The sequence below is a fragment of the Thermobifida fusca YX genome, assembly GCF_000012405.1.
Lineage (GTDB): Bacteria > Actinomycetota > Actinomycetes > Streptosporangiales > Streptosporangiaceae > Thermobifida > Thermobifida fusca.
In genome coordinates this window covers 1,089,472-1,111,388 of the sequence record NC_007333.1, presented here as the reverse complement: position 1 = coordinate 1,111,388, position 21,917 = coordinate 1,089,472, and the positions used below count along the sequence as shown (strand labels likewise).

The following is a 21,917-nucleotide window of genomic DNA, read 5'->3' as shown; positions in this document are numbered from 1 at the left end:
GCACCAGGTGCCGGACCCGAATCCTCGGTAATCTTCCCTACCGCCAGGAGGGGTGGCCGCCCGTGGGGGTAGTCTGCTCCGCGGAGGCGTCCCCGACCGCGATCGCGTGCTCCACCAGGCGGATCAGCGTCGCCTTGGTGGACGCCCGGTCCCGGGCGTCGCACTGCACGATCGGAATGTCCTCGCTGAGCGTCAAGGCGTCCCGCACCTCGCTGATCGAGTGGGGGAAGTAAGAGTCGAAACCGTTGATTGCGACGATGAACGGCAGCTTCGCTTCTTCGAAGTAGTCGATGGCCGGGAAGCAGTCCGCCAGGCGGCGGGTGTCCACCAGGACCACCGCGCCGATGGCTCCTTTGACCAAGTCATCCCACATGAACCAGAAGCGGTGCTGCCCGGGGGTACCGAACAGGTAGAGGATGAGGTCGGAGTCGAGGGACACCCGACCGAAGTCCATGGCGACTGTGGTCGTCTGCTTGTCCGGTGTTTTCGCCAAGTCGTCGACTCCGACGCTGGCGCTAGTCATCACCGCTTCGGTGGTCAGTGGAACGATCTCAGAGACCGACCCCACAAACGTCGTCTTCCCGACGCCGAAGCCCCCGGCGACGACGATCTTCACCGACGTCATCGCATTCGCCACAGCACCGCCCTCGTCGGCCGGGCTAGAGCTTGCGAAGTCCACTGAGTACCCTTTCAAGCAGGTTGACATTGGGCCGGCTGTCGGTGTTCAGCGACGACCTGATCTGCACAAGACCCTGTTCTGCCATATCCGCCACCAGAACTCGCGCGACACCGAGCGGTATCCGGCACAGGGCAGAGATCTCCGCCACTGATCGCCACTCCCGACACAGGTCGGTAATCGCCTGGCATTCGGGAGTAAGCGTCCCGAACTCGCTACGCGCCGTCGCGGTCGTGGAAATCAGTGCTTCCAACGGCAGATGAGTCTTCGGCTTGGTCCGGCCACGGGTCACCGCGTAAGGCCGTACCAACGAACTCGGCGCGCTTTCACCGATGGACCACTGCTGCCCGGTGACCTGTGGGGTGGTAGGCGGTTCTCCACCGGCTAGCGGGTCGGACAGCGGCCTCGAGGCACTGGCTGACGGGTCGCCAAACCATGAGGCGCTCCCGGAGTCTCTACCGTGAGGTGGTGCCACCACTTCCTCCTGTCGGTGGTGGGTCAGTGGACGCCCGGAGTGCGTGCTGCCGGAGTCAGTGCCCGGCCGGCCCGCTCTACGAGCAGTGTCATCTCGTAGCCGACCAGACCGAGGTCACATTCGGCGGCAGCGAGCACCGCAAGGCATGATCCGTCGCTGATGGCCATGATAAGGAGCAGCCCACGCTCCATCTCAACCACGGTCTGCGCGACTGCTCCGCCTTCAAAGACCCGGGCTGCACCTTGTGTGAGGCTGGAGAGACCGGAGGCGATCGCAGCCAACTGGTCGGCACGGTCAGCAGGGAACCCGGCTGAAGCCGCCAACGGTAGACCGTCCGACGACACCACAATCGCGTGAGCCACATCGGGCACACGATTGGCGAAGTCAGTGATCAGCCAGTTGAGTTCATTAACCGGTTGACTCATCTGCTCTCCTGTCGGTCCCAGCCTTCACATCGACCGATTGGGTAAACGGCCGACAGCCGAGAGTTTTTCGCGGATGACTTGATTGCGATGCCATGTCCGGGAAGTGCAGATGATGTTAATTCATTGGGCATCTGGTATCCACTCCCTGGCATAGGCCTGGTCGGCTGCAACGTCACGGGACACCGACCTTCAAATCGGACATTATTCCTCCTGGGACGAGCGCTTGTTCAGGGCGTCGCGTCCCTGACGGATGCCCTGCTGGAAACTGGAGAACCGGCTGCGCACCCGCTCCGCGGAGCGCGACGTGATCTGCTTGAAGTTCTCCGGAGCCGGAGCAGCACCCGGCACCAGGTTCGCGCGCGGAATCCGCTTCGGCAGGCCCGAGGCGGTAATGCCACCCGCAATCGGTGCACTGGCCCGTTCCGCCGCGGTCTTCCAACCGGCGTCCGCAGCCGAACGCCACTCGTCCTCGGGGCGGGGCTGCTGGCTCTGCTGCTGAGCAGGAGCAGCAGGCTCGGTGCCCAGCCCGTCGGGCGTGCTGACGGCGCTGATCGGACCGGTTTCCGTCGTCGTCACCGCCGGACGCACTGTGCGGCGACGGAACCAGTTCGACTCGATGGAGTCGAAGATCGGCAGCGGCTCGTTGGACTCGTGCTCCGGGGACGGCGGAATGATCGTGTTCTGGTTTCCGCTTCCCGGGCCGTACCGCTTGGACAGGTAGGCGGTGGATCCGTAGCCCTCCCGCACCTCGGGCTGCTCGGTGCGGCCGCTACCGCTGGAGTAGGACGACGACAGCGGATTCTGCTGCCAGCCCTGCCGCTCCGAGGTGCTGCTGCGCGTGTCCCCGAGCGGGTGAGCGGAGCGCTGTCCCGGCCGGTCCAGGGAGTAGCCGTAGACGCTCTGCCCGCCGGTGCGGGACGATCCCACGGTGTCCGCAGCAGACGGACGCGAATCGGACACCGTCGGTATCGCCGACGTCGACGTGGTGTCCGCCGGGCTCTCCGTGCGCGGAGTCTCGGTCCGCGGGGTCTCCGGACGCGGGGTCTCCGGACGCGGGGTTTCCGTGCGCGGCGTCTCCGGACGGTCCGCCACCGGTTGGGGGGAAGTGGTGCGGGACACCGACCGCTTCCATCCCGCGTCCCACAGGTCCTCGCCGCTCGGCGGGTGCTCCGGCGGGGTCTGCTGGCCCTGCTGGGCGGCACGGGTCGCCGGGTCGGGCCGCTTCGGCAGCCCCGAGGGGGTTGTGCGCGGCTCCCACACCGGGCGGTCGTTGCTGGTACGCGGCTCCCACACGCTGTCCGCGGGATCCGCCGGAGCCGGCGACGACGCGAACGCCGCGGTCGCCTCGGCGTACGTGTCCGGAACAGTGGTGCCACGCCCCGAGGTGAGCGCCGGAGGCGTCGGCTCGACCGGGGTGATGAGCAGGTCGTTGGGCAGCCGCACCGCGGCAGTGATACCGCCGTTGTGCGCCGGACGCAGCCGCACCTCGATACCGTGCCGGTTGGCCAGGCGGCTCACCACGAACAGACCCATGCGGCGGGAGACCGCAACGTCGATCACCGGAGGCTCGGCGAGCTTCTGGTTGGCGCTCTCCAGCTCCTCGGCCGACATACCGATACCCGAGTCGGTGATCTCGATGATGATGTCGCCGTTGTCGACAGCCTGCGCGGTCACCGACACCTGGGTGTCGTGCGCGGAGAACACGGTGGCGTTCTCCACCAGCTCGGCGATGAGGTGGATGACGTCGTTGACTGGGCGGCCCAGCACCGACACGTGGGAGGGGGCGCGCACGTTGACCCGCGCGTACTGCTCCACCTCGGAGACCGCGGCCCGCAGCACGTCGACCAGCGGAACCGGCTGGGCCCACTTGCGGGTGTTGTCCTGCCCGGAGAGGACCAGCAGGTTCTCGTTGTTGCGGCGCATGCGGGTGGCCAAGTGGTCGAGCTGGAACAGCTCTGCCAGACGCTCTTCGTCCTGCTCGCTCTGCTCCAGGTGCTCGATAAGGCGCAGCTGCCGCTCCACCAGGCTCTGGCTCCGCCGCGATAGGTTCACGAACATCGCGTTGACGTTGGCCCGCAGGGCGGCCTCGTCAGCAGCCAGCCGCAGCGCGGAGCGGTGCACCTCGTCGAAGGAGCGGGCCACCTCGCCGAACTCGTCGGAGGAGTCGACTTCGAGCGGGGTAATCTTCACCTCTTCTGGACGCACGTTCGTCTCGCGCATCCGGACGATCGCTTCGGGCAGGTCCTTCGCGGCGATCCGCATCGCGCCGTCCCGCAGGACCCGCAGCGGGATCACCATGCTGCGCGCCACCCACGAGGTCGTCAAGAAGACGAAGACGACGACGAAGAGCACCGTGATGCTGTCGAAGAGCAGCAGCCTGCGGCCCTGCTCCTTGTGGGCGGTCGCCTCGGCGCGCACCATCCTGGCCAGGGAGCTCTCCACCTTGGCCAGCGTGTCCAGAGCGCTGAGGGCCGTCTGCTGGTAGCTGTCCGCGTCGTCCCCGTCCGTGATCCCCGTCAGCGGCTGGCCTTCATCGGCCCGCAGCAGGGCACGCAGCCGCATGGTGCCCAGCCGGCTGACGTCCAAGCCTCCGTAGTTCTCGTCGAGCAGCGCCTCCTGCGCGGGGGTCGCGCTGTTGCGGAAGTTGCGGATCTCGTTGTTGTAGCGCGCCTGGGTGCTCTCAATCGAGTCCTGCACACCGCCGGACATCGAGTCGCGGATCAGGGAGTGCACCATGAGCGCGGCCTCGTAGGACTGGTCGTCCCGGGCCCGGCCGAGCGCGCTGAGCGCACGGACGCTCTCCCGCAGCTCCGAAGAGGTGTTGGTGGCGTTGGCCAGCGTCTCCACAAAGTCGGTGAGCGTGGAGATGATCTGGCGGTACTTGGTGACCGCCGGAAGCATCGTGACCCTGGTGCTGGTGACCTCCTCCCGCACCCCGTTCAGTTTCTCCAAGGAGTCGAGCATGATGTCGAGCCGCTCCTTGACGAGCGGGTCGGAGGGGGTGCCTAGTTCGTTCGCTCCTGCACGGACGTCGTTGAGCTCTTGGTCAACGATCTTCTGCTGCTCTTGCAGCGCGACCGCGCGATCGTTGGAGCGCCGCGTGGGGTTGGGGTTGTCGGCGATGTAGGCGGCAACGAGCATGCGCTCCTTACCGAGCTCGTTGCCCAACTGCACGATGTCCTCGGCGAGCGTCACCATCGCCTCGGTGCGCTCGTTCCGGAACGTGTTCAGGGCGCTCTCGGAGAATCTGACGACTCCCAGAATCAGCGCGGCCGCGGTGGGGACGACAACGAGCGCCACCAACCGGGAACGGACGCGCCAGTTCCTGGGGTCCCACCGTCTGGCGGGGCGCTTGGCCGTGGTCTCTGTCTTCTCGGCCTGCTCCGGCGCGTCGTCCTTGGCGTCAGCGCCGTTGTTTGTCGCTCGTGTCGACACGGACCTTCGCAACCTTTCGTGTCACCGCCTGGGGCATTTTCGGACTCACAGGCCCCGTGGGGTGGGTACCGGACAAGCACCATCCGGCCCGCTGTGCGTACCACAGTGCGCCGTCGGAGGTGTCATGGGTAGGGGACCCGGTAACAAGAAGGGAGATCTTGTCGCCGCGGAGCCTCAAAGTGGGAGGCTGTGGCGTCGCGCAGCGCTGAACCGGGAACAGCGTACGTGAGCCGCTAGCGTACCAATTGGGACAGGTGCCCCGCACTACCCCGATCGTCCCTAATCACCGGAACTACCTACAAACGGTGTATACCGTTACGTCTCACTGGTCTAGTCTTTTGCGCCCTTTTCCGCCAGAAGTTCCCGTACTGTGAGGATGGCGCAGCCCCATTCCATCACATGGATAACTTTTTGTGCACGTCCGTATAAGGTCTGTGGAAAACTCCTGGCAGCGTGGTGGACGCCACGCAAGGCTGCGGTCCCCGCCACGCGGGGTCGGCCCCGTGCTCCTCAGGTGCCCGTACCGGAGCCGACCCGCAGTTCGAACATGCCGAGCAGCCCCGCGTCGACAAAGAACTCCGCGCCCGCGGCCAGCGACCGGACCCGCGCGGGCAGCACCCCCACCGGCCCCCTGTCGGCTTCGGCCCGGCGGGCCAGCAGGCCGCGCTCCACCGTCCCCTGGGCGGCCGCCACGTCGTCCACGCTCACCGTGAACGGGAAAACCGCGGCACCGTCGAGCTCCTCCTCGGTCACCAGTGCCGGACCGAGCGTCACCGCGACCGTCTTCCGCTGCGGCGTGCTCCACAAGCAGGCGAGCGTGTACCCGACGACCTCCCCCGTGCTGGAGGCGAACGCGGCCACGCCCACTTCGGCGTCCAGCACACCGGTCCCCGGGGGAAGCAGCACGCCGTCATCCGTGCCGCGCACCAGCGCCGGGTGGAGGGCGAGCGGGTCCGCCTCCACGCGGACCACGGTCAGCGGACGCTCCGGGACCAACGGGGCGCACAACCGGGTCTCGAACTCCACGATGATCTCCACCGGCTCCGCCAACGCCTGCCGGTGGGCCTCCCGCAGCGCGGCAGTGCCCTTCGCCAGCAGCTGGGGCAGATCCTCAGGCCCCGGATAGCCGAACACACAGCCGTCGTCCACTACTCCGGGACGCTGCTCGCCCCCGCTAGGGGAAAGATAGGTAACCCAGCGCATCGTGCACCCCCTGTCCGCAGTCCCGGGCCCCACGCCCAGGCACCGTCCTCGGGGGAAACCTACCGGTCCCCTTTGCGCGGGCCCCTCATCCGGCCGCCGGTTACAGCGGATTGTGCTCTTTGCCGGTGCCGCCGCACATACGGCACATCTCCACCACCCGGATCCAGCCGATCACCCCGTCAGGGTCGCGTTTCGGCCGCTCCGGCCGCCACTGGCCGCTCCCGCCGCAGCAGCGGCACGGAACACCGCTCTGCGCGCACCACTCGCAGTCGTCCACTTCGCACCGTGCTCGGAGCGTCTCCACCGGCTTCCGCCTGCCTCCCGTTGTCCTCTTTATCCTCGCGTCAGCGGGTGTCGTCCACCGCGGGCGCGGATCCAGGGCGACGTGCGGACCTCACCCGGATTCCCGCACCATCAAATGGGTCTCCAGCACCAGCCGCACCGGTTCGGTGGTCTCCCCGGTGATCCGGTCCACGAGCAGCCGGGCCATCTCCCGGCCCATCAGCTCGGTGGGCTGGTTGACGCTGGTCATCGGCGGTTCGGCGTGCTCGGCTACGGTCGAGTCGTCGTAGCCGACCACCGCCACATCCTCGGGCACGCGGCGTCCCGAAGCACGCAGCACCCGCAGCGCGGCCAGCCCCATCAAGTCGGAGGCCGCGAACACGGCGTCCACGTCGGGGGCCCGATCCAGCAGCTCCCGCATCGCGGCCACCCCGCTGTCGTAGGTGAAGTCACCGTAGCTCACCAGCGTCTCGTCGTACTCCATCCCCGCGGCGAGCAGTGCTTCGCGATACCCCTGGAGGCGTTCCACACCAGCGACCATGTCCTGCGGGCCCGCGATCGTAGCGATCCGCCGGTGCCCGGTCTCGATCAGCCGCTGGGTGGCCTGGCGTCCCCCGCCGATGTTGTCGATATCGACATAGGACACCTGTTCTTCGGGGACGCCGAGCGGACGGCCGCCGTAGACGTACGGCACCCCGGCCTCGTCCAGCATCTGCGGCAGCGGGTCGTCGCGGTGGAGCGACAGCAGGAGGACCCCGTCGACGTGCTGTCCGGCCAGGTAGCCGCCCAGCCGCTCATGCTCTATCCCGGAGCGGCCCGTGGCCAGGACGAACTGGAATCCCCGTTCGGACAGAGCAACCCCCACGCCGAGCACGATCCCGGCATAGAAGGGTTCGGCGAAGAGCTTCTGGTTGTTTTCCGACACCACCAGGGCTACGGTGTCGGTACGTCGGGTGACCAGGGTGCGGGCTGCGCGGTTCGGCACGTAGCCCAGCTCTTTGATCGCCCGCTTCACGGCCTCTCGCGTGGCCGGACTGACCTGGTCAGAGCCGTTGATCACCCGAGACACCGTGCCTCGGCCGACCCCGGCCAACGCGGCCACCATCTCTAGTGTCGGACGTCGCCGACGCTCCATCCTTGTTCCCCCAACCCACGACCGCGCCGTCCCGGCATCCTCCTTGTTTGTACCGTGGAAGCCGCCGGGACGGCGAGATTTTGACCTATCTATTCTCGGTCTGGCGGACTATTCCTGTCCGAAGATTCCCCCGTTGCGCATCACCCGGGAGTACCACCAGCCGCTGTCCTTCACCGTGCGCGTCTGGCTCTCGTAGTCCACGTGCACGATGCCGAACCGCTTCCCGTACCCGAGGGCCCACTCGAAGTTGTCCATGAACGACCAGGCGAAGTAGCCCTTGAGCGGCACGCCCGCCTCAATGGCAGCGTGCGCGGCCCGCAGGTGCGAGTCCAGGTAGGCGATCCGCTCGGTGTCGTGCACCGCGCCGTCGACCACCTTGTCCTCGAAGGCGGCGCCGTTCTCGGTGATGTACAGCGGCAGGCCCGGGTAGTCGTTGGCCAGCCGGGTCAGCGTGTCGTACAGCCCGGTCGGGTCGATCGGCCAGCCCATGGCGGTCACCGGCAGGCCGGGGTCCACCTCCACGACATGCTCGCTGCCGACCGACGGCGAGTAGCCCTCGTCGGGCAGCCGGTCGGAGCCCCCGTTCTCCCGGTTGCCTGACACCCAGCTCGGGTTGTAGAAGTTGACGCCCATCATGTCCAGGTTGGCGGAGATGGTCTTCAGGTCGCCGTCCTGGACGAAGCTGTAGTCGGTGACCGCGGCGACGTCCTCGATCAGGTCCTCCGGGTAGCGGCCCTTCACCAGCGGCTCGGTGAAGATGCGGTTCCGCAGGGCGTCAATCCGGCGCGCAGCGTCCCGGTCGGCCTCACTGTCAGTGTAGGGACGGACCGTGGTCTGGTTGTGCGCGACACCGATCCGCACGGAACGTCCGGCCTGGCCCGCCAAGTCCCGCATCACGGCAGCGGCCAGCCCGTGGCCCAGCATCAGGTGGTGGGCGGCGGCCAGCGCAGCAGCCGGCTCCTGGCGGCCCGGGGCGTGCACGCCGGAGGCGTAGCCCAGGAACGCGGAGCACCACGGCTCGTTGAGCGTGTTCCAGTTGGTGATCCGGTCGCCGAGCCGGCGGTAGACGATCTCCGCGTAGTCGGCGAACCGCTTGGCCGTGTCCCGGTTGGGCCAGCCGCCCGCGTCCTCCAGCGCCTGCGGCAGGTCCCAGTGGTAGAGGGTCGGCCACGGCTCGATGCCGGCCTCCAGCAGGCAGTCCACAAGCCGGTCGTAGAAGTCCAGCCCGGCCTCCACGGGCGTGCCCTTGCCCTCGGGCTGGATCCGCGGCCAGGCGATGGAGAAGCGGTAGGCGCCCACGCCCAGCTCCCGCATCAAGGCCACGTCATCGCGGTACCGGTTGTAGTGGTCGCAGGCAGGGTCGCCCGTGTCGCCGTTCTCGACCTTGCCCGGAGTGGCGCAGAAGGTGTCCCAGATGCTGGGGCCGCGGCCGTCGGCCGTGGTGGAGCCTTCGATCTGGAACGAAGCGGTCGCCACTCCCCACACGAAATCGGACGGGAAGCGGATATCCGGTTTGGGAGTCTCCTCGAGATTGCCCAGAGGAGTCGTCGATTGCGAGGTCACTTAATGGCACCTTCCATGATCCGGCCGATGAGTTGACGGCCGAGGACGAAGAACAGGATGAGCAGGGGGAGGGTTGCGACGACGGACCCGGTGAACATGAGCGCGAAGTCACGCGAGTACGCCGACTGGTTGAGCTGGTTGATGGCGATCTGGACGGTCGGGTTGGCGGGAGTCAGCACCGCCAGCGCCCAGGTGAACTCGTTCCACTGCGTCATGAACGTCAGCAGGCCGAGCACCACCATCGCAGGGCGGAGGGCAGGAAGGACCACGTTCCAGTAGATGCGGAACGTGGAGCAGCCGTCCATACGCGCCGCTTCCAGCAGTTCGTCAGGGATCGCCTGGATGCAGTACTGGCGCATCATGAACACGCCGAAGCCGCTGACCATGAAGGGCACGATGATCGCGGTGATCTGGCCGCGCCAGCCGAACCACTCCATGAGCATCAGCAGCGGGATGATTCCCATCTGCACAGGCACGGCCATGGTCAGCACAACGCCGACCGCGGCCACGTTGCGGCCCTTGAAGCGCAGCTTGGCCAGGGAGAACCCGGCGAGCGAGGAGAAGAACACCACCGAGAGCGCCACGGCGGTAGCGGAAATCGTCGAGTTGAGCAGACCGAGCGTGAAGTTGGCGGTGGTGTTCGCGAACAGGCGTTCCAGATTTTCCAGGAAATTCCCGCCGGGCCACAGGTAGGGTGGACGGGCTGAGGCGGCAGCAGTGTCGCGGCTGGCCACGACGAACATCCACCATAGGGGGAAGACCGACAGCAGGATGGTGAGGGACAGCCCGATGTAGGTGAGCGGGGTCGCCTCCCGCATACCGATGCTGCCGCCGTTTTTCCGCTTCCGCTTCTTCGCGGACTGGGGGACTGCCGACACAGACGGAGAAGACGGGGTCGAAGTCGCAGCCATCATGCCCCCTTGATCTTGCTGGTGAGCAGCGCGTTCAGCGCGCTGAGCACCACGATGATCATGAATAGCGTCCAGGCGATCGCGGAGCCGTACCCGTAGTTGTTGAAGCGGAACGCCTCCTCGAAGATCAGCATCATCGTGGTCTGGAACTGTCCTTGAGTACCGCCCGCCACGTCGCCGAAGATGACCGGCTCAGTGAAGAGCTGCATCTGGCCGATCGTGGAGACGATGACGGTGAAGATGATGGTGGGCCGCAGCATGGGGATGGTGATCTGCCAGAACTGCCGCATGCGCGACGCCCCGTCAATGGCAGCGGCCTCGTAGATCTCCCGGGGGATGGCCGACATCGCCGCCAGGTAGATCAGCGCGTTGTAGCCGGTCCAGCGCCAGTCGATCATCACCGCGATCGCGACCCACGAGGAGAACCGGCCTGCCTGCCAGTTGATCGGGTCGATGCCGAAGAAGCCCAGCACGTAGTTGATGAGACCGAACTGGGTACCGAACAGCTGGGAGAAGACGATCGCCACGGCAGCGATCGAGGTGAGGTAGGGCAGCAGGAGCCCCATGCGGAAGAAGTTGACCGCGCGGATCCTCCGGCTCAGCGTGTCGGCCAGGTACATGGCCAGGAGCAGCTGCGGAACAACCGCGACGACGAAGATGCCGAAGGTGTTGTACAGCGAGTTCCAGAACTTGGCGTCCTGGACGAGCCTGGTGTAGTGCGCGAACCAGTTGAACCCCTGGTTTCCGCCGAGCAGCGTCCAGTCGTGGAGCGACACCCAGACGGTGTAGAGCAGCGGAAACAGGCCGAAGATCGCGAACAGGATGAAGAAGGGGGCGATGAACAGATAAGGGGTGACCCGCAGATCCATTCGGGTCCAGAAGATCTGCCTGCGCTCCCTCTCCGTCACGGCGTCGTTCCCGGGTCGGGGAAGGCTGGTCGCCTCCTTGTCCCCGGGCGGGGCGGCGCCACGCCTAAGAAGAGTCACGTCAAGCTCTCCTCACCGTGAGAGGTCAGATGTCAGATGGAAGAGAGGACGGCCCGCCCGCGCCATTCGGGAGAGGGAGGAGGGGGAGCCGGGGGACGGGCCGTCAGCTAGGGGATTTGTGGTGTACGGGGTGTGCGGACCCGTCCTGTTGCGGGCGTCCGTCGAGGACTAGGCAACGGGACGGGTCCGCGTCATCACTCGCGGTTCGTGTGAGTTCCGGGACGGCTTACTGGCCCGAGGCCCGCTTGGCGCCGTCGATCGCCTGCTGCCAGGCCTCTTCCGGAGAGAGCTGGCCCTGCTCCATGGCTTCGAGGGCCTTACGGAACTCCTCGCTCACCTGGGCGTGGTGGATGCCGTAGTAGACGGGCTTCAGCTCCTTGGCGGTCTCGGCGTAGATCTTGCCGACCGGGGCCTCGTTGAAGTAGTCGCGGGTGAACTCGGTGACCGCCGGGTCGTCCAGGGCCTTCGGCGAGGACGGCAGGGTGTTGGCGGCGTTCCACGCGGAGATCTGGCCCTCGGGGCTGGTGAGGAACATGGCCAGCTTCGCGGCCTCCTCAGGGTGCTTGCTCTGGGTGGTCACTGCCAGCCAGGAGCCGCCCCAGTTACCACCGTTGCCAGGGACGCTCGCGACATCCCACTGGTCGCGGCCGCTCTCGCCCGCGGTGTTCTCGATGTGGCCGAGCATCCAGGCCGGGCAGGGCAGGGTGGCGAAGACGTTGTTCTGGATACCGGCGTTCCACTCGTCAGACCACATCGGCAGGTTGGCCGAGAGGCCTTCCTCGACCATCTGCACCATGAGGTCCCAGCTCTCCAGGATGACCGGGTTGGTCTCCGCGACGAGGTTGTTGTCCTCGTCGAAGAAGGTGTGGGTGCCGCCCTGGGCGTTGACGGCGCTGAAGTAGGGGACGGTCGTGGAGATGAAGGAGGCGCCGGTCTGGGCTTCCTGGAACTTCTTACCGACCTCGATGAAGTCGTCCCAGGTCTCCCAGCTCGCGCTGACCTCTTCCCGGTCGGTGGGCAGGCCCGCGTCCTCGAAGAGCGTCTTGTTGTAGCACATGCTCATGCCACCGATGTCGGTGCCGAGGCCGAGGATCTCCCCGTTCGGGCCCTTGCCCATCTCCCACTTCCAGGGCAGGAAGTTGTCCTTCAGCTCCTCCGCGCCGTACTCGGCGAGGTCGACGAAGTTGTCGCCCTGGCTGAGGAAGAACTGCTGGACGATACCTTCCTCGATGGCGACGATGTCACCGGCGCCGCTGCCTGCCGCAATGTTCTGCTGGAGCTGGGGCACGTAGTCGGCGTGCAGGTCGGTGACGTTGTTCTCCTTGATGATGATGTTCGGGTTCTCCTCCATGTACTGCTCGAAGAGCTCGTCGTACCCGAAGACCCCGAACGTGTCGACGGTCAGAGTGATCTTGCCGTCGCTGTCGGCTTCATCGTCGCCGCTACACGCAGAGGTGCCGAGAAGCGCCACTACGCCCAGCATCGCAGCGGTCGTCTTCCAGTACCGACGGTGAAAAGTTCGCATGTGCGACCCCTCGCTCAAAGTGGGAATGTCTTACTGCGCGTCCCGTGTGATCCCCCGCATGGGAGCGCTCCCAAGAGCGTGGCCCACACCACTGTGATCCGTCAATCCCAGACCGCGCCTGCGAAATACAACCGTTACCTGAAAAGTCTTGCGCCCCCGCAGAAAACGAAAAAACCGCCTGGTTTTCCAGAAAAACCAGGCGGCACTGCGCCACGCTGCACGGTCAGCCGCGGCTCACTCCCGGTCGCCGACCGGGTAGACCACGCCCTGCCACGTCTGCTCGATGTACTCGCGCACCTCGTCGCTGCGCAGCAGTTCGCTGAGCGTGCGGATCGCCGGATCGTCCACGTCCTCAGCCCGGACCACCAGCCCGTTGGCGTACTTCTCGATGTAGTCCGGGGAGTCGCTGGGCTCCCAGGCGAGCTCGTTCGCGGTCTCGGTCAGGTTCGCCTCGATCGCGTAGTTGCCGTTGACCACTGCGGCGTCCACATCGTCCAGCGACCGCGGCAACTGGGCCGCCTCCAACGGCGTGACCGTAATCCCGCGGGGGTTGTCGGTGATGTCGGACTCGGTCGCCAGCGCCCCGGCCTCCGGGTCCACCGTGATCAGCCCTTCGGCTTCCAGCGTCCGCAGCGCGCGGTCCAGGTTGGCCGCGTCGTTGGGCACCGCGATCTCGGCGCCCTCCGGCAGGTCCGCCGAGCTCTCGTGCTTCCTCGAATACAGCCCCAGCCGCTCCACGTGCACGTCGCTGACGTAGACGAGCTCGTCGCCCGGGTTGGCCTTCTGCCACTCTTCCAGGAACGTGCGGTGCTGGAAGTAGTTGGCGTTCAGCTCCCCCTGGGCCAGTTGCTGGTTGGGCTGGTTGTAGTCGGCGATCTCCACGATCTCCAGGTTGAGCCCCGCATCCGCGGCGAGGTTCTCCTGGACGTACCGGAGGATCTCCCCGTGCGGCACCGGGTTGACCCCGACCCGCAGCGTGGTCAGCCCCTCCTGGTCGGCTCCCCCGTTGCGCGCCGTCTCGCTGGGTGCCCCGCACGCCGCCAGTGTCGCGGCCAGTGCCACTGCTCCCAGGGCCGCAAACGCCTTGCGCATTCCCTGCCCCTCTCCTTTCGATGGAACATTCCTGGTCGGCTCGGCCCATGCGGGGACCGAGCCCTCGCCTCACCGGTGGGACACCCGGCGGACGAGCACATCGCCGACGCTCTGCACCACCTGGACCACGAGGACCAGCAGGATGACCGTGGCCCACAGGTAGTAGTCGTCGAAACGCTGGTAGCCGTAGCGGATCGCGAGGTCGCCGAGCCCGCCGCCGCCGATCGCCCCGGCCATGGCCGAGTACGAGACGAGCGTGACCACCGTCATCACCAGTCCGGCGATCAGCCCGGGCAGCGCTTCGGGCAGCAGGACCTTGCCGACGATGACGATCCGGCGCGCCCCCATCGCCTGCGCTGCGTCGACCACGTCGCGGCCCACTTCACGCAGCGCGGTCTCCACGAGCCGCGCGTAGAACGGGATGGCGCCGATGCTCAGCGGGACGATGGCGGCGGTCGGCCCCAGCGTGGTCCCGGTGAGCAGCCTGGTCAGGGAGAGCACCGCCACCATCAGCACGATGAACGGCAGGGAGCGCCCCACGTTGACCACCGCGCTGAGCAGGGCCCGCACCGCCGGGGCAGGGGTGAGGCCGCGCTCGTCCGTGGTGACCAGCAGCACCCCGAGCGGCAGTCCGAACAGTGCGGTGAAGAACGTGGACCACCCCACCATGTAAAGGGTGTCCAGGGTGCCCCACCACAGGTTCGGCCCCATCTGCGGCCAGCGCTCCACCAGCCCGTCCAACCATCCGGTCATGGGACCTCCTCAACCAGCACGTTGCGGTCGGTCAGGTACGTGAGCGCCTCCGCGCTGCGCTCCCCGGTGATCCGGACGGTGAGCCGGCCCACGGCATGCCCGGCAACCTCCTCCAACGCCCCGCCGAGGATGCTGACGTCCACGTCGAAGAGCCGGGTGAGCTGGGAGATGAGCGGTTCCTCGGCCTGGTCCACCCAGGTCAGCGTGACCACGCCGTCCCCGGAGACGGGCGGGGGTGCGAACAGCGACCGCGCCAACAGCGACCCGGGGGTGCGCAGCAGGTCCACGGTCCGCCCCGTTTCGACCACCGAGCCGCGGTCCATGATCGCCACGGCGTCGCAGATCCGTTTGACCACGTCCATCTCGTGGGTGATCAGCAGGATGGTCAGCCCCAGCTCGCGGTTGAGGTCGCGCAGCAGGTCGAGGATGGAGGCCGTGGTCGCCGGGTCCAAAGCCGAGGTGGCCTCGTCCGAGAGCAGCACCGTGGGGCGCGGGGCGAGCGCGCGGGCGATCCCCACCCGCTGCTTCTGCCCGCCGGAGAGCTGGGCCGGGTACGCCGCGGCCTTGTCGGCCAGGCCCACCAGCTCCAGCAGTTCAGCGACCCGGCGGCGCCGCTCGGCCCGGGGCACTCCCGCGATCTCCAGGGGAAAGGCGACGTTGCCCGCGACCGTGCGGGAGGACAGCAGCGCGAAATGCTGGTGGATCATGCCGATCCCGCGTCGGGCCGCGCGCAACTGGGGTGGGGGCAGCGCAGTGAGATTTCTCCCATCAACCCAGATTTCGCCTCGATCCGGGCGTTCCAGGAGGTTGATGCAGCGGAGCAGCGTGCTCTTCCCTGCACCGCTCGGCCCGACGACGCCGTAGATCTCCCCCTGCGGCACGTGGAGGCTGACACCGCGTAAAGCGACCACCTCACGCCCCTTGAGCTGGTAGACCTTATGGAGGTCCACAGCGTTGATCACGTTTCCCCCCGAAGGAGTCGCATGCTTCGACATGACAGTCCCGCACCAATACCACCTCCGGTCGGCGCGGTTGCGGCCGGGGAGGCTGTCCCCCCGTATCCCGCCGGGACCTCCAGACGCCCCTAAAACCCATAATACAGGTAGAAATTAGCGATTTTTCCTTTACCTCCCGAAACTGGGAGATCGCGACAGGTGTCTGTTTTCCGCGGCAAAGCCGCCTACACTCAGTTCAGCCGAGCAATGTCCGGCCGCCTGTTCCCCCACACACCCCACGAGCGGCCTCCGGCCTTACCCCAGGAGCAGGGGACCCGCTTCCCTCACACCCGGTAAACCCCGCACGCGGGACCTCTGTGGCTACCGAGGAGCGAAGAAATGCTGTCCAAGCATTCACGCGGCGACGGTCACACCGATCCCTACGCCGATTTCTGGGCGCCCGACCCCACCGACGGGACCTGGCGCGACCACCTGGCTGACCTCGCCGAACTGTTCGCCCCCCGTGTCAACGGCCCGCAGCGGCTCTCCTTCGCGGCCGCGGTGCTCTCCCTCATTCTCGTCACGGCCTTCCTGTCCGTGCACACCGCCCCCCGGGCGGAGGCAGCGCCCGCCGCTCCCGTGGCGCCCGCAGAAAGCCTCGACTCGCTGCTGGAGCGGGCCGACAAGCTCAGCGAGGAGTACCGCGGCGAACTCCGCGACATGGAAGCCGTCCTCGAAGAAGCCGAAGCAGCCAAAGAACGCGCCGACGCCACGCGCAAAGAAGTCGACGAAGCCCGCGAACAAGTCCGCTACCTCGCGGTGGCCACCTACACCAGCAACGGCCTCGACCCGGCGCTGAGCATCCTGCTCGACCCCAACCCGCAGGAGATCATCGACACCGTCTCCATCGTCGACCACCTGTCCCACACCAACAACGACAAGATCTCCTACCTGCTCGAAGCGATGGAGCGGGACGAAAAAGCGCAGGCCAACGCCGAAGAGAAACTGGAAGAGGCCGAAGCCGACCTCGAAGAGCTCGAAGAACGCCGGTGGGAAGTCCGCAGGCTCATCGCCAAATACCCAGTGCAGGAGATGACCCCGCCGGACAACCTCACGCCGCGCACCCGCCAGATGCGCGACCTCATCATCGAGAAATTCGGCCGCAACGACGAGAACGGCGGTGTGGGCTGCTACCGCCCGAACGGCGGCTGGGTCGTCGGCGAACACCCCAAAGGGCGGGCCTGCGACTTCATGGTCAACGCCCACGGGCAGATGCCCACCCCGGAACAGCAGGCGCACGGGCAAGCCATCGCTGACTGGGCCGTGGAGCACGCCGAAGACCTCGGCATCATGTACGTCATCTGGCGGCAAGAGATCTGGGACATCCGCCGCAACGACGGGTGGCGCCGCATGGCCGACCGCGGCAGCATCACCGAGAACCACTACGACCACGTGCACATCTCGATGTTCTGAGCGCACACCCCTGGGGTGCGGTGTCCGCTCCCGCAGGCGGGCGCCGCGCCCCGGCCCGTAGGTCACCCGGTGAACAGGGGGGCGTACAGCCACGCCGTGCACCCGACACAGATCGACAGCATCACCCCGATTGCGGTGAGGAAGACGAGCCACTCGAAGAACCCGTGTTCGGGTGGCTCCCCGCGGGACGGCATTCTTAGCCCCCTGTAGTCTCCCTCTCCCCCAGCGCCCTCACCATACGTCTCAAACCCCAAGTCTTCCCATGAAACAGCCTGGTTCGGCCAAACAGGTTTGACCCCGGCAACTACGGATCACATCGACGAACCCTGCGTTTCTCCACGTTGCAGCCGGACCACGCACCGTTTCCGCCGCCGCAGGCCGGCCCCGGTCCGCCGTTTTGGCCGTTTCCGGCCATCCGCGCTCCCCTCAGGTCGATAGCGATCGCGCAACGATCCGGTACCGAGCAGCAGTCCTGTGTTCCAAAAGGGTGACGATTCCCCTCCTTTCCCCCCGGAAGGGGGACGCTGCCCTCATTCTTATGGAGGGATAAGATCTCAACGCTTTGTCATGAGCGCAGGACTTCGCCCCGGTCGAGCCGTCCCAGCGGTCCCGGGACCACCAGCATCGGAACCATGAGAGAGTCAACACGCGTCTCAGTCCTGACATAACCAAGCCGGCGCGAGGGGAGTCATGAGCGACAACGGACCCTACACCCAGCCACCTCAGTACCCCGGTGGCGAGGGCAACCCAGGAGGACAGCCCGGACCGTACGGAGGCTCCTACGGCCCCCAGGGCGGGCAGCCCGATCCCAACACCGGGGGACAGCCCAGCTATCACAGCGGCCCCTACCAGGCCCCCTACGGGGACGGGGGTTCCGGCGGACAGCAGGCCATGGGGTACGGATCGGGTCCCTACCCCAGCCAGGGCGGCATGCCGCAATACCCCAACCAGCCTCCCTACCCGCCGCAGTACCACGCTCAGACCCCCCAGCAACCCCGGAAGAACAACGCGGGACTGTGGATCGTCATCGCCGGCGGTGTCGTCATCGTCGTGCTGGTCATCGCGGTGATCGTCGTACTGTTCAACCGGGGCGGCAACGACCGTGCCCCGGTCGCCGACACTCCCCAGACCACCGAGCAGACCGAAGACACGGGACAGACGGACGCCCCGGACGACGACACGGGCGACGACACTGGCGGCAACACCGGCCCCTCGGGCGGTCCCCCCTACTCCCCGCCGGAAGACCCGTGCTCGGTCCTCTCCGAAGGCACCCTCGAAGAGTTCGGTGCCTCCAGCAGCCGGAAGAACATCACCGACAACTCGGCCACGTGCAGTTGGAGCACCGAGGTGGACGGCCTCTACGGCACGCTGACCGTCGAATACTCCACCCCCTACGGCGGCTCCGACTCGGTTGAGGCGGCCAAGGACGACTACGCGTTCAACTACGACTACGCCACCGACGAAGAAGGCTCCATCTTCGACCTGGAAGTCATCGAAGAGCAGGAGCTCAACTACGGCAGCGAGTCGGTGCTCATCTTCGCCTCCGAGGAGATCATCTCCCCCGGCAACCGCACCACCGTCCTGATCCGCCAGGACAACATCAACATCTCCGTGGAGTGGAGCGTCAGCAACTTCAACTCCAATGAGCCGCCGCAGAGCTTCGACGATGTGGAAGAGATCATGAAGAAGGCGGCGGAGGAAGCACTGAACTCCCTGTAAAGCTTCCCCACCCTCACGGGAGCGCGGGCCCTCTCCGCGCTCCCGTTTCTCTTTCCTGAGCTGCCGCGTTGTCAGCGCCCCGGAAGGGCGGGATACTACTCCCTCGCACAGTGCCCCAGCCCGCTTGTCCCGGAAGGACTTGTCGTTGATCACCGTCGTAGGCGAAGCACTCATCGACCTCATCAGCTCGGAGAGCGGCACCTACCGTTCCGTCCCGGGTGGGGCACCCGCCAACACCGCGGTGGCACTGGCCCGGCTCGGCGTGCCGTCGTCCCTACTCGCCCGGATGAGCACCGACCGCTTCGGCCAGCAGTTGCGCGCCTATGTGGGATCCCGCGGGGTCAGCACCCGCGACATCGTCGTCTCCGACGAGCCCACCACCCTGGCTATCGCCACCCTTGACGAGACCGGCCGCGCCACCTACGACTTCTACGTCAAAGGCACCGTCGACTGGCAGTGGCGGCCCGAAGAGCTGCCCGACCCGCTCGCCGACGACGTGACCGCCATCCACGTGGGCTCCCTGGCGATGGCGATGCCGCCGGGCGCGGCCGTGGTGGAAGAGTGGGTGGCCCGGCAGCGCGGCCGCGCGGTGATCAGCTACGACCCCAACATCCGCCCCGCCCTCGCCGGGACCCCGGCGAGCGCCCGCGAACGGGTAGAACGCCAAGTCGCCCTCGCCGACCTGGTGAAAGTCAGCGACGAAGACGTGTACTGGCTGTACGAGCAGGACCCCGCGACCGGGTCTGCTGACCTGCTCGTGGAGGTCGGCCGGTCGTGGTTGCGCCGCGGACCGAGCCTGATCACCATCACCTGCGGCGGCGACCAGACGCTCGTACTGGTGCGGGGCCGCGAGGACCGGCCGCTGTCCGTGGCGCCGGAACCGGTCGACGTCGTCGACAGCATCGGCGCCGGGGACGCGTTCTGCGCCGGACTGCTTGATGCCCTCGGCCAAGCCGGAGCCTTGGGGGCAGACGGGCGCGAGCGGCTGGCCGCCCTCACCGACGCCCAGCTCACCGTGTGCGTGGCACACGCCCACCGGGTCGCCGCGCACACCTGCCGCCGCGTGGGAGCAGACCCCGGCGAACTCGACTTCCCCCCGCTCGAGTTCTAGCCCGCTGCCCGCGCAGGACACGGACAGACCCCTGACCCGCGGCAGCGCCCGTCAGGGGTCTGTGCTGCACGGCAGCCAGCGGAGACCGCAGCCAGCGCCCGGCGGCTAGGAGGAGGCCGTCGACGGTTTGGCGCTAGGGTCCACGTCCACGCCGACCGCCTCAGCGATCGACGCGAAACCGTCACGGCGGGCCAACGCGGCCACCCCGCGGTGGATGCGGCGCGGCCACAGCGGCCCCCCGTAGATGAGACCGGTGTAGCCCTGGACGAGCGTGGCCCCGGCCCGGATCCGCGCCCACGCGTCCTCCGGGGTCTCGATCCCGCCGACCGCGATGAGGACGAGCCGGTCCCCCACCCGGGCGCGCAGACGGCGCAGCACCTGCAGGGCACGCTCCTTCAACGGCGCCCCCGACAGGCCGCCCGCGCCGAGCGCGGCCACCTCCTCCGGGTCAGTGGCCAAGCCGTCGCGGGACACCGTGGTGTTGGTGGCGATGATGCCGTCCAAACCCAGCTCCACGGCCAGGTCCGCCACCGCGTCGATGTCCTCGTCAGCCAGGTCAGGGGCGATCTTGACCAGGAGCGGCAGGTCGGGGCGTCCCGCCTCGTCGAGGGTGCGGCGCACCGCGCTCAGCAGCGGCCGCAGCCGTTCCGTGGCCTGCAAGTCCCGCAGGCCCGGCGTGTTCGGCGAACTGACATTCACCACCAGGTAGTCGGCGAGGTCCGCGAACCGGCGTGCGCTCGTCACATAGTCGGCGACAGCGTCACTGTCCGGGACCACCTTGGTCTTGCCGATGTTGACCCCGACGATGAGGTCGCGGGCCCGGCGGGCGCGGTGGGCGCGCAGCCGCTCCGACACCGCCTGCGAGCCCTCGTTGTTGAAGCCCATCCGGTTCACGATGGCGCGGTCCGCGACCAGGCGGAACAGCCGGGGCCGGGGGTTTCCCGGCTGCGGCTGGCCGGTCACCGTCCCGATTTCGACGTGGCTGAACCCCAGTGCGGTGAGCGCGGCCACACCGCGGGCGTTCTTGTCGAACCCCGCGGCCAGCCCCAGCGGTCCAGGGAATTCCCGGCCGAACACGCGCACCCGCAGCTCGGGCTCGCGCGGCCCTAGCACGCGGCGCATCAGACGGGTCGTGCCGGGCACCGCGGCGAGGGCGCGCAGCCCGGCGAAACTCACCCGATGGGCGCGTTCTGCATCAACACGGCGAAGCAGGGTGTGGAAGATGAACTGGTAGAGCACGAAGGGACTCTATCCCTCAGAGCCGCGGTCGTGTTCCGCGGAGCCGCGGCCGTGCTCGGCGAGGAAACGCTCCAGTTCCGCCCCCAGCTCGTCCGCGGTGGGCAGCCGCGACTCGTCTCCGGCGAGGAGCGCATCGACATCGAGCCCGTTGTGGACGGCCATGAAGTTGTCGTACTGGGCCTCCAGGTTGCGGACCACGCGCTGGACTTCCTCGGATGCCTCCACTTGCCGGTTGATCTCGCCGTCGACCCGGGTCGCCTCCTCAGCGAGCTTCTCGGTGGGCAGCACCAGCCCGGTAACGCGCGCGATGTACTCCAGGACCGCGAGCCCGGCGCGTGGGTACTCGGACTGGGCGAGGTAGCTCGGCACGTGCACGGCGTAGCCGATGACGTCGTGCCCGGCCTGCCCCAGCCGGTACTCCAGCAGCGACATGATGTTGCCCGGCACTTGGATCCGGCCGACCCACGGCGTGTGCTCGGTGACGAGCTCGGGGCGGGTGGCGTGGGGTGTCGCCGTCACGGGACGGGTGTGCGGCACCGCCATGGGGATGCCGTAGAAGCAGACGGTCAACCGGACCGACAGGCGCTCGACCAGTTGCCGCACTGCCGCGGTGAAGCCCTCCCAGCGGCGGTCCGGCTCCAGGCCGTGCAGCAGCAGGAAGGGGGTGCCCTCCAGGTCGTGGAGCAGAGTCAGGGAGAGCTTCGGCTCGGCGTAGCTCACCCAGGTGGTCTCGTTGAAGATCATGACCGGTCGACGGGACCGGTAGTCCAGGAGCCCGTCGATGTCGAAAGTGGCGAGCTCGGTGTGCTGCAGACCGTCGAGGAGGGTCGCCACCGCCTGTTTTCCGGCCGCGCCTGCATCCACGAAACCGTCCAGCGACACCAGCATGACTGGCTCGGACAGTTCCGGAAGGTCAGATCGAAGCTCGTAGAGATCAGCGGGATCTCGCACCTGGACGGGTCTCCGTTCTCACGCTCAT

At 67.4% G+C, this 21,917-nt stretch carries 20 protein-coding genes; 3 read left to right on the top strand and 17 right to left on the bottom strand.

Annotated elements, in window-relative coordinates; translation table 11 throughout:
• Positions 1-37: 37 nt before the first annotated feature.
• The 14 genes from TFU_RS04700 to TFU_RS04640 all read right to left on the bottom strand — a co-directional run bounded on the left by TFU_RS04700 (position 38) and on the right by TFU_RS04640 (position 15,411).
• Positions 38-625: a GTP-binding protein gene (locus tag TFU_RS04700; protein WP_011291390.1), complete on the bottom strand. Its 588-nt coding sequence runs from the start codon at positions 623-625 to the stop codon at positions 38-40.
• A 34-nt stretch (positions 626-659) separates the two neighbouring features.
• Positions 660-1,154 carry a DUF742 domain-containing protein gene (locus TFU_RS15765; RefSeq protein WP_011291389.1) on the bottom strand — a complete coding sequence of 165 codons (495 nt, stop codon included), beginning with the start codon at positions 1,152-1,154 and terminating at the stop codon, positions 660-662.
• 20 nt (positions 1,155-1,174) lie between these two features.
• Positions 1,175-1,576, bottom strand: a complete 402-nt coding sequence (locus TFU_RS04695) for a roadblock/LC7 domain-containing protein (protein ID WP_011291388.1) — start codon at positions 1,574-1,576, stop codon at positions 1,175-1,177.
• Between the two features lie 201 nt (positions 1,577-1,777).
• Entirely contained in the window at positions 1,778-5,011 is a 3,234-nt protein-coding gene (locus TFU_RS04690; RefSeq protein ID WP_011291387.1) for a nitrate- and nitrite sensing domain-containing protein, read from the bottom strand.
• A gap of 510 nt (positions 5,012-5,521) precedes the next feature.
• Entirely contained in the window at positions 5,522-6,214 is a 693-nt protein-coding gene (locus TFU_RS04685) for a hypothetical protein (RefSeq protein ID WP_011291386.1), read from the bottom strand.
• Positions 6,215-6,314: 100 nt separating this feature from the next.
• A complete protein-coding gene (locus TFU_RS04680) occupies positions 6,315-6,518 on the bottom strand; it encodes a hypothetical protein (protein ID WP_081430397.1) in 204 nt (67 codons plus the stop codon).
• Between the two features lie 90 nt (positions 6,519-6,608).
• Positions 6,609-7,631, bottom strand: coding sequence for a LacI family DNA-binding transcriptional regulator (locus tag TFU_RS04675; RefSeq protein WP_011291385.1), 1,023 nt, complete (start codon positions 7,629-7,631; stop codon positions 6,609-6,611).
• 108 nt (positions 7,632-7,739) lie between these two features.
• Entirely contained in the window at positions 7,740-9,170 is a 1,431-nt protein-coding gene (locus TFU_RS04670) for a GH1 family beta-glucosidase (protein ID WP_038043471.1), read from the bottom strand.
• Positions 9,171-9,190: 20 nt separating this feature from the next.
• Positions 9,191-10,105: a carbohydrate ABC transporter permease gene (locus TFU_RS04665; protein WP_011291383.1), complete on the bottom strand. Its 915-nt coding sequence runs from the start codon at positions 10,103-10,105 to the stop codon at positions 9,191-9,193.
• Entirely contained in the window at positions 10,105-10,974 is an 870-nt protein-coding gene (locus TFU_RS04660; protein WP_016188417.1) for a carbohydrate ABC transporter permease, read from the bottom strand. Before TFU_RS04660 ends, TFU_RS04665 begins: the two co-directional genes overlap by 1 nt.
• A gap of 343 nt (positions 10,975-11,317) precedes the next feature.
• A complete protein-coding gene (locus tag TFU_RS04655) occupies positions 11,318-12,616 on the bottom strand; it encodes an ABC transporter substrate-binding protein (protein ID WP_011291381.1) in 1,299 nt (432 codons plus the stop codon).
• Between the two features lie 234 nt (positions 12,617-12,850).
• Positions 12,851-13,708, bottom strand: a complete 858-nt coding sequence (locus TFU_RS04650) for a MetQ/NlpA family ABC transporter substrate-binding protein (protein WP_011291380.1) — start codon at positions 13,706-13,708, stop codon at positions 12,851-12,853.
• Positions 13,709-13,777: 69 nt separating this feature from the next.
• Positions 13,778-14,461 carry a methionine ABC transporter permease gene (locus TFU_RS04645; protein ID WP_011291379.1) on the bottom strand — a complete coding sequence of 228 codons (684 nt, stop codon included), beginning with the start codon at positions 14,459-14,461 and terminating at the stop codon, positions 13,778-13,780.
• Positions 14,458-15,411 (bottom strand): methionine ABC transporter ATP-binding protein, encoded by a 954-nt coding sequence (locus TFU_RS04640; RefSeq protein ID WP_038043468.1) that lies wholly within the window; start codon positions 15,409-15,411, stop codon positions 14,458-14,460. The genes TFU_RS04645 and TFU_RS04640 overlap by 4 nt, the downstream gene beginning before the upstream one ends.
• Before the next feature lie 384 nt (positions 15,412-15,795).
• On the opposite strand from TFU_RS04640, the gene TFU_RS04635 reads away from it, so the two are divergent.
• Positions 15,796-16,869 carry a coiled-coil domain-containing protein gene (locus TFU_RS04635; protein ID WP_011291377.1) on the top strand — a complete coding sequence of 358 codons (1,074 nt, stop codon included), beginning with the start codon at positions 15,796-15,798 and terminating at the stop codon, positions 16,867-16,869.
• Positions 16,870-16,931: 62 nt separating this feature from the next.
• Here TFU_RS04635 and TFU_RS16285 read toward each other — a convergent pair whose 3' ends face one another.
• On the bottom strand, positions 16,932-17,063 hold the full coding sequence (locus TFU_RS16285) for a hypothetical protein (protein WP_255266130.1): 132 nt from the start codon (positions 17,061-17,063) through the stop codon (positions 16,932-16,934).
• A gap of 496 nt (positions 17,064-17,559) precedes the next feature.
• On the opposite strand from TFU_RS16285, the gene TFU_RS04630 reads away from it, so the two are divergent.
• Both TFU_RS04630 and TFU_RS04625 read left to right on the top strand, forming a co-directional pair.
• On the top strand, positions 17,560-18,588 hold the full coding sequence (locus tag TFU_RS04630; RefSeq protein WP_011291376.1) for a hypothetical protein: 1,029 nt from the start codon (positions 17,560-17,562) through the stop codon (positions 18,586-18,588).
• A 145-nt stretch (positions 18,589-18,733) separates the two neighbouring features.
• Positions 18,734-19,699 (top strand): carbohydrate kinase family protein, encoded by a 966-nt coding sequence (locus tag TFU_RS04625; protein ID WP_011291375.1) that lies wholly within the window; start codon positions 18,734-18,736, stop codon positions 19,697-19,699.
• A gap of 105 nt (positions 19,700-19,804) precedes the next feature.
• Here the strand turns inward: TFU_RS04625 and TFU_RS04620 are convergent, their stop codons facing one another.
• Complete coding sequence (locus tag TFU_RS04620) at positions 19,805-20,938, bottom strand: quinone-dependent dihydroorotate dehydrogenase (RefSeq protein ID WP_011291374.1); 1,134 nt, start codon at positions 20,936-20,938, stop codon at positions 19,805-19,807.
• 9 nt (positions 20,939-20,947) lie between these two features.
• Positions 20,948-21,889 carry a proteasome assembly chaperone family protein gene (locus TFU_RS04615; RefSeq protein ID WP_011291373.1) on the bottom strand — a complete coding sequence of 314 codons (942 nt, stop codon included), beginning with the start codon at positions 21,887-21,889 and terminating at the stop codon, positions 20,948-20,950.
• Positions 21,890-21,917: the final 28 nt, after the last annotated feature.